Origin of the sequence: Pseudomonas meliae (assembly GCF_001400515.1) — a bacterium.
Classification (GTDB): Bacteria; Pseudomonadota; Gammaproteobacteria; order Pseudomonadales; family Pseudomonadaceae; genus Aquipseudomonas; species Aquipseudomonas amygdali.
Map to the genome: position 1 here is coordinate 25,094 of NZ_LJQT01000476.1, position 7,472 is coordinate 32,565.

Sequence of the window (7,472 nt, forward strand, 5' to 3'; positions counted from 1 at the left end):
TTAACTGTGTATGCCAATCGGCAGATAGGCTTTATCTCCTGATAAAGTTCTAATAGCGTCACTTCCGTTATGCCCGCGCGGGCATCCACCCTCGCTGGAGCTCCCCATGCAAAGCCCCCCCCATGACCCGGCAAGTGCGCTGGCAATCCGCAATCAGTATCGCCAGTCGCAAAGCCGCGCTGCTCGCCTGCGTCTGTTAGTGGATACCGGTCAGGAGCTGACCCAATTACCTCCCGAGGCCATGCGCCAGCGAGTGCTGCAGCGCGCCTGCGCATTCGTCGCCATGGACCATGGCCTGCTGCTGGAATGGGGCACCGACAACAATGTGCAGACCACCGCCAGCCATGGCAATGCCGACCGCCTGAGTACCCTTGAAACAGTTGCCGACCCGCTGGCCATCGGCCCGCAATGGCTGGAGCGCAGCGGTCCCGACTTGCCTTGTGTGCTGTTATTGCCGTTGCGTGGTGCCGACGAAGGCTGTTTCGGCACCTTGATGCTGGCCAACAGCGTAGGCATCAATGCCCCGGACAATGAGGACATCGAGTCCCTGCAACTGCTGGCAACGTTGCTGGCGGCACATCTGGAAAACAATCGACTGCTTGAAGCACTGGTCGTCAGAGAGCGCACCATGTCCGAACTGGTCCGCCAGTTGTTCACCGCTCAGGAAGACGAACGCAAACGCATGGCCTACGACCTGCACGACGGGCTGGCCCAGACACTCGCCGGTCTGCACCAGCGACTGCAGGGTTTTGCCGGTCGCTGTCCGGAACTGCCTGAACCGCTGGATGCCGACCTGCAAGCCATTCTCAAGCTGGCGCAGCACTGCGTCGGTGAAGGTCGGCAGTTGATCAGCGGTCTGCGACCCAGCGTGCTGGATGATTTCGGGCTGTTGCAGGCAGTCGACAAGGAAGCCGACCGGCTGCGTGAAGCGGGCATCGCCGTGCAGTGGACTTCGCGTTCCCAGGCACGCTTGCCCAGCCATCTGGAAATTGCGTTATTCCGCATCGCTCAGGAAGGCATCAACAATGTCTTCAAACACGCCGGTGCCAGCCGCGTAGAATTGGCGCTGGAACTGAGTAACGACAATGTTTCACTAAGCCTGGAAGACAACGGCCGGGGTTTCATCACCGAAAAGCCGCGTAACGGCAGTAGCGTTCAAAAGCTGGGCCTGGTGGCCATGCAGGAACGCGCCAGCCTTCTGGGCGGCCGCCTGACCTGCTTCAGCCGCCTTGAGCGCGGCACCCGGCTGCGCGCCATCGTCCCTTTTACCGCAGACAAGGCAACAACATGACTGACACTGTGCGACTGGTTTTGGCGGACGATCATGAAGTGACCCGCACCGGGTTCGTTTCGCTGCTGGCGGGGCATCCGGAATTCGAAGTGGTCGGCCAGGCCGCAGACGGCCAGCAAGCCATCGACCTGTGCCAGGAACTGCAACCGGACATCGCAATTCTCGACATTCGCATGCCAGTGCTCAACGGACTGGGCGCTGCGCGAATTCTCCAGCAGCGTATGCCGGACCTGAAAGTGGTGATTTTCACCATGGACGACAGCACTGATCATCTGGAAGCCGCGATCAGCGCAGGGGCGGTGGGCTATCTGCTCAAGGACGCCAGCCGCGACGAAGTAATCGCCGGTCTGCAACGTGTGGCCCGTGGCGAAGAAGCCTTGAACAGCACCGTCAGTGCGCGCCTGCTAAGGCGCATGACCGAGCGCAACACCAGTGGCGCAGCTCTGCCGGAATCCCTCACACCTCGCGAACGTCAGGTACTGGGACTGGTGGCGGGCGGCTTCAGCAATCGTGAAATCGGCGAAAAACTCGGCATTACTACCGGCACCGCCAAGGCACACGTGGAAAAGGTCATCGGCAAACTGGGTGCCTCGGACCGTACTCAGGCCGCCGTGCGTGGCGTGGCGCTGGGCCTGGTAAGCCAGTCGACGAGCGAGTGGCGATGACGACAACCGGAAGCAGCCGCTGGGAAGACCTTCCGTTACGCGGCAAGGCGCTGGTGGCCATTTCTTTGCCGCTGGCGATTCTCATGTTCTCGCTGGTGCTCATCTATATCGCTGAACGCCAGACCGCTCAGGCAGAGGAAGATGTACGCCGTGTGCTGCTGGTGCAAGGCGACATCCAGACACTGCACACCCAGATCGCAGAAGGTGCGGCCAGCGTACGCGGCTACCTGCTGACTCATCAGGAAGACTTCCTGCCTGGCTACATCAACGCGCAGCCGCTGATCGGGGCAGCGTTGGCGCGACTCAACGACAATGTGCGCGATGAGCAGATGCGCGAACACCTCAAAGCCATCGAGCCGCTGATCGACACCAAGGTCGACGGCCTGGAAAAACTGCGCTCGATGAGCATGGAAGATCAACAAACCGTTGCCCGCATTCTGGTCGAAAACAAGTACGTGCTCGACCAGTTGCGCGAGCGGATCGGCATCATGCGCGAGCGCGAAGACGCCTTGCTCGCCGAACGTACCGAAGCGGCGGCCGCTACCCGCGAACGCCTGCTGCGCTCGACCCTGCTGGCAGCCGCCTGCGGAATATTCGGCGCCATTCTTGCCGTGCTGATGCTGTCCAAAGGCATCGTCGCGAGGGTGCATCAGGTGCAACGCAATGCTCAGCGGCTGGCGCTCGGGCACCCGTTGCTGCCCCAACCCCCGGAAAAGGACGAAATCGGCCAGCTCGGCACCCGACTGGTCGAAGCCGGCCAATTGCTGGCCGAACGCGAACGCGCGCTGCGCGACAATGAAGAACGTTTGCGGCTGATTATCGAAGGCGTGAAGGACTACGGCATCTTTGCGCTGGACCGCAACGGCTATGTCACCACCTGGAACGCAGGTGCCGAGCGCATCAAGGGCTACACAGAGCAAGAGATCATCGGTAAGCACTTCTCTGTTTTCTACCTGCCGGAGGAATGTCCGCAACACCCTGACATGGCATTGCGTGAAGCAACGGTCAACGGCCGCTACACAGAAGAAAGCTGGCGCAGACGCAAGGACGGCAGCCGTTTTTGGGCCAGCGTGGTGATTACCGCCCAATACGATGGCAATGATGAACTGCGCGGCTTTTCCAAGATCACCCGTGACATCAGTGATCGTCGTGTCGCCGAAATAGCCCTGGGTACGGCCCGCGAGGAAGCCGAGCGGGCCAGCCGGGCGAAAAGCGAGTTTCTCTCGCGCATGAGCCACGAGTTGCGCACGCCCCTGAACTCGATTCTGGGCTTTGCCCAGTTGCTGGACATGGACTCGCCTGCAAGCCAGCGACCGCAAATCGGCCATATCCTGAGAGCCGGCCAGCACCTGCTGAAACTGATCAATGAAGTGCTCGACATCGCCAGAATCGAAGCCGGGCATGTGTCCCTGAGCCTGGAACCGGTATCACTGTCGAGCGTACTTGAAGAAGCGCTGGTGCTGGTCTCGCCGATGGCGGCTGATGCCAACATCGAATTGAAGGCGTTGCCGCAATTGCCTGACAAGCTTGGCGTGGTCGCGGACCGCCAGCGCTTGATTCAGGTGTTGCTCAACCTGCTGTCCAACGCCATCAAATACAACCGTCCCGAAGGTCAGGTGCGGATTGAAGTCGAGCAGTCGGACGAGCGCGTTACCGTGAGCGTAATCGATACAGGCTACGGAATTGCGCCAGAGCGTATCGGGCAGTTGTTCAAACCGTTCGAACGACTGGATGCCAACCCGAGCGTCGAGGGCACCGGGCTGGGGCTGGCGCTGAGCAAAAGCATGCTGGAAATGATGCACGGTACCCTGTCAGTGCAGAACACACCGGCTGAAGGCTGCCGCTTCATACTCGAGCTGCCACTTGTTCTGGTGCACGCCCCCACAGCTCCCCTGCCACAGACCGGCATGCCTGCTGACGCCGCCCCTGTCGCCCGCCTGCCTGCTCGCCCGGCTTATCACGGCAAGCTGCTGTGCATCGAAGACAACCTGTCGAGCATGGCCTTGATCGAGACGCTGATGCAGCGCAGGCCCGGTATCCAGTTGCTGTCGAGCATGCAGGGGCAGCTGGGGCTGGATCTGGCCCGCCAGCATGCGCCGCAGCTGATTCTGCTGGACCTGAACCTGCCGGACATCAAAGGCCTTGAGGTGCTGCAACGTCTGCGGCGCTTGCCGGCTACGGCCAATACCCCCGTACTGATGATTACAGCCGACACCAGCGATAAAGCCAGTTGCGAACTGAAACAGGCCGGTGCAACGGCCATTCTGACCAAACCCATTCAGGTGCCGGTGTTTCTTGCCCTCCTGGACCAGTATTTACCGGAGCCAACATGACCGGAGATTTTCGCATTCTGATCATTGACGACCAGCGGCCCAACCTTGATCTGATGGAGCAACTGCTTGCCCGCGAGGGCCTGACCAATGTGCTGAGCAGCACCGAGCCGTTGCGCACGCTGGACCTGTTCAACAGCTTTGAGCCGGACCTGGTGGTGCTTGATCTACACATGCCCGAATTCGATGGTTTTGCGGTTCTGGAACAGCTCAACCGGCGCATTTCGGCCAATGACTATCTGCCGATCATGGTACTGACCGCCGACGCGACACGCGATACCCGACTACGCGCACTGGCGCTGGGCGCACGGGATTTCATCAGCAAGCCGCTGGATGCGCTGGAAACCATGTTGCGTATCTGGAACCTGCTGGAAACCCGCGCGCTGTATAAATCGCTGCGCAAGCTGGTGCCGCCGGAAAACATCGAGCTGTTGCGCCAGCCACGGACGCTGGCGCAGCAGTGAGGCGTCTTTATTTGATGAGCGTCACCGGCACCGACACTTCATGGATCACCCGCGTGGCTACCGAGCCCAGCAGCAGGCCGCCAAAGTTGCCAAGCCCGCGGGTGCCCATGACCACAGCATCACACCCCAATCGCTGAACCTCGGCTTCTACCTGCTCGGCGACGTTGCCCAGCTCGACATGGGCCTGGAACGGCACGCCCGCTGCGGTCAGCAACGCAATCGCATCATCGAGCACCCGCTTGCCTTCATTGGTCAGCCCGGCCTTCACACCATCAATCATGTCGGGGGCCAGATAAAGGCTGTAATCAATGGGGCTGGCCTGCACATTGAGGATATGCACCTCAAGCGATTTGGTGAGGTCGCCAGACAATTCGATTACATAGCCCAAGGCACGCATGGCGTGCTCGGAGCCGTCGAAGGGAACCAAAACTTTGTGCATGTGCGCTTTCCTTGAGGGGTTATGCGATCAATATAATCCGTTGACTGGCAGGCAACCACTGCTGAACGGCAGCTTGTTGATTCAGGGCAATGTGTGCTGGCCTACACCTCTGCGACCGCAACACACGATGGGCTGGAAGATGATTTGATTTGACGAAGGTATTTATTCTTCTAGAGTGAGTGCAGTAGTGCCAGCAACGACCGGCAGTGGCGGTATCGGTCTCATGGAACGATCAGTCAATGGCTGCCCATTGGAACAAACGCCTCTCGAAACAGGCCACGCTGCTATTCATCCTGGCCCAACGTTTTCTATATTCTGCCGTTACTGCTCGCCAATGCGCCCTCTGCCGAAGATGACCGGATCTCAAGCAATGCTCAGGGGCAATGGGCAGAGCATGGATATCCACTTGCCACCCTCGCCTATCGCGCGCTGACTTTTACAACCGGCGCACCCGAACTCTTCCCACTGCCACTGTTAATCGCTACAGCGCTGATTTCGTGGGCCATGTTCAAGTGGGTGCGTGACTGCTTTGCAACGCCCACAGTGATTGACTGTCTGGTGGTACTGCCGCTTTGGTACAACCCGTTCCTCCTGCTGAGCCTTTCTAGCCACTACGACGGCCCGATCATTGCGCTGGGCATCGCTTTGATCGTTTTCGCAATTGTTTATGACTCCCCCGCAATGATCAGAAAACTGGCCATTCCAGGCCTGATGATCGCCTGCGCACTGGCGTCCAGTACACCAAGCCTCAATGTTTTCCTCGGCCTCTGTTGCGTTGAATGCATGAAAGCGCTGATACAGCAGCGCATTCCGGGTTTCATTGGCAGGCTGCTGATGATCAGGCTGACGCAGTTGTTGTGCGGATTGTGCCTTTACGCGACGGTCGGCGCATACGACTTGCTGACAATGGACAGTCATTGGCTTGCGGAAATAATCAGGCGGCTGGCCCTGCTCTACCAAAACGTAGGATTTTTGTTCAACACAGGCACCACTTGGCTGGCTATCGCGCTTTTACTGGTTGCGCTACCTGGTTACGTCAGCCACGTACTCAATGCATTCAGGCGACCGAACGGCGTTGCCCGCAAGGCAGTCGCTGTCCTCTTTTACCTGAGCCTGCCTGTTGCACTCTTGCTGCTGATTCCCGGAACAGCCTTGTTGGCAAATGATTTCGCCGGCCGGGCCGGAACATTGACGGGATTCTCGACACTGCTGATCGCGCTTTTTTTCCTGATCAACACGCATGCCTGGAAACAGCATGATGCAGTGCGTCTGGTGCTGATCCTGCCGGTCGTATGCATGCTGTCCTTTTCCTATGCCTACGCCAGAGTGCTGATCCTGCAGAAAGAGCTCGGCACTTATGTACTTTTCAGCCTTGCCTACGACATCGACACCCTGCCTGATCTGCAAAATATAGACACTTTTCACTTCGACAGTCAGCCACTTCAAAACTGGCTGCCAGCGGCCAGCGGAACCTTCGAAAAACTTCCTGCGATCAAATACATCATGAATGTCGACGAGCGCGCGACACCTGCAAGACTGCAACGCGTTGGTATCACTCGCGGTGAATGGCTGACATCGCCATGCACTGCGCAGGACCTGACGGTCAGTACACCGATAGTTGATCGCACGTTCTACAGCATTAAGGTTCATCAGCAGACCGGCTGCATCGTCATGAAAAAAATTACAACCCCCGATACTTATATCTGGGAACCGTAACCCACTTTCCGCAGCGACACTTCCCATGCCCCCTATCAGATGGCTGAGTCAAGCACTTTCCTGGCAACACTCATATTGGCTACTGCTCGGGGCAAGCCTGCTGTACATAGTTCCGTTTCTCATGGCCGACCAGACTTACGCCGATGACTACTGGAGGTCGCAACTTGCACAGGGTCGCTGGACAGAACAAGGCCGCCCCGGCGTAGACCTGCTTTATATGGTGCTCGGTTTTTCGTCAGGCGCGATCAATCTGTTCCCGCTGCCGTTATTGCTGACCACTGGCCTGCTGGCGGTATCCCTGACCCGCTTGGCGCATCATTACTTTAGCCGCCCTACCGCGCTGAACTGCCTGATTGTGTTGCCTGTTCTGTACAACCCCTTCTTCCTGCAGAACCTGTCTTACCAATACGACGGTCCAGGGATGGTACTGAGCCTGTGCCTGGCGGTGGAGGCACTGCTGCATTCGACCTGCAAGCCGTTGAAAAGCAGCTGGAAAGCGGCCTTATGGGTGGCTACAGCGCTTGCACTCTATCAGCCGGCACTCAATGTTTTAGGGAAGCTCCGAGC

At 58.6% G+C, this 7,472-nt stretch carries 7 protein-coding genes; 6 read left to right on the top strand and 1 reads right to left on the bottom strand.

Translation table 11 applies throughout. The features are described from left to right. Nucleotides 1-106 precede the first annotated feature (106 nt). Genes ALO64_RS22225 through ALO64_RS22240 form a run of 4 tightly spaced genes read left to right on the top strand, consistent with a single transcriptional unit; the run spans nucleotide 107 to nucleotide 4,750 of the window. Entirely contained in the window at nucleotides 107-1,291 is a 1,185-nt protein-coding gene (locus ALO64_RS22225; protein ID WP_005746811.1) for a sensor histidine kinase, read from the top strand. Next, nucleotides 1,288-1,956 carry a response regulator gene (locus tag ALO64_RS22230; RefSeq protein WP_002552911.1) on the top strand — a complete coding sequence of 223 codons (669 nt, stop codon included), beginning with the start codon at nucleotides 1,288-1,290 and terminating at the stop codon, nucleotides 1,954-1,956. The genes ALO64_RS22225 and ALO64_RS22230 overlap by 4 nt, the downstream gene beginning before the upstream one ends. After that, nucleotides 1,953-4,289 (top strand): ATP-binding protein, encoded by a 2,337-nt coding sequence (locus ALO64_RS22235; protein ID WP_044344403.1) that lies wholly within the window; start codon nucleotides 1,953-1,955, stop codon nucleotides 4,287-4,289. Before ALO64_RS22230 ends, ALO64_RS22235 begins: the two co-directional genes overlap by 4 nt. After that, nucleotides 4,286-4,750 (top strand): response regulator, encoded by a 465-nt coding sequence (locus ALO64_RS22240; protein ID WP_044344404.1) that lies wholly within the window; start codon nucleotides 4,286-4,288, stop codon nucleotides 4,748-4,750. Before ALO64_RS22235 ends, ALO64_RS22240 begins: the two co-directional genes overlap by 4 nt. Nucleotides 4,751-4,757: 7 nt before the next feature. Here ALO64_RS22240 and ALO64_RS22245 read toward each other — a convergent pair whose 3' ends face one another. Beyond that, nucleotides 4,758-5,189 carry a universal stress protein gene (locus ALO64_RS22245; RefSeq protein WP_002552909.1) on the bottom strand — a complete coding sequence of 144 codons (432 nt, stop codon included), beginning with the start codon at nucleotides 5,187-5,189 and terminating at the stop codon, nucleotides 4,758-4,760. A 504-nt stretch (nucleotides 5,190-5,693) separates the two neighbouring features. On the opposite strand from ALO64_RS22245, the gene ALO64_RS22250 reads away from it, so the two are divergent. Both ALO64_RS22250 and ALO64_RS22255 read left to right on the top strand, forming a co-directional pair. Then, nucleotides 5,694-6,905, top strand: a complete 1,212-nt coding sequence (locus tag ALO64_RS22250) for a hypothetical protein (protein WP_235378692.1) — start codon at nucleotides 5,694-5,696, stop codon at nucleotides 6,903-6,905. A 121-nt stretch (nucleotides 6,906-7,026) separates the two neighbouring features. Further along, nucleotides 7,027-7,472 (top strand): glucosyltransferase domain-containing protein (locus ALO64_RS22255; protein ID WP_174517456.1); only part of this gene is annotated, 446 nt, incomplete at its 3' end.

Bases quoted from the DNA above. Each gene is read 5' to 3' on its own strand.
- ALO64_RS22235 (WP_044344403.1), top strand. From the start codon at position 1,953: ATGACGACAACCGGAAGCAGCCGCTGGGAAGACCTTCCGTTACGCGGC.
- ALO64_RS22250 (WP_235378692.1), top strand. From the start codon at position 5,694: ATGTTCAAGTGGGTGCGTGACTGCTTTGCAACGCCCACAGTGATTGAC.
- ALO64_RS22225 (WP_005746811.1), top strand. From the start codon at position 107: ATGCAAAGCCCCCCCCATGACCCGGCAAGTGCGCTGGCAATCCGCAAT.
- ALO64_RS22230 (WP_002552911.1), top strand. From the start codon at position 1,288: ATGACTGACACTGTGCGACTGGTTTTGGCGGACGATCATGAAGTGACC.
- ALO64_RS22240 (WP_044344404.1), top strand. From the start codon at position 4,286: ATGACCGGAGATTTTCGCATTCTGATCATTGACGACCAGCGGCCCAAC.
- ALO64_RS22245 (WP_002552909.1), bottom strand. From the start codon at position 5,189: ATGCACAAAGTTTTGGTTCCCTTCGACGGCTCCGAGCACGCCATGCGT.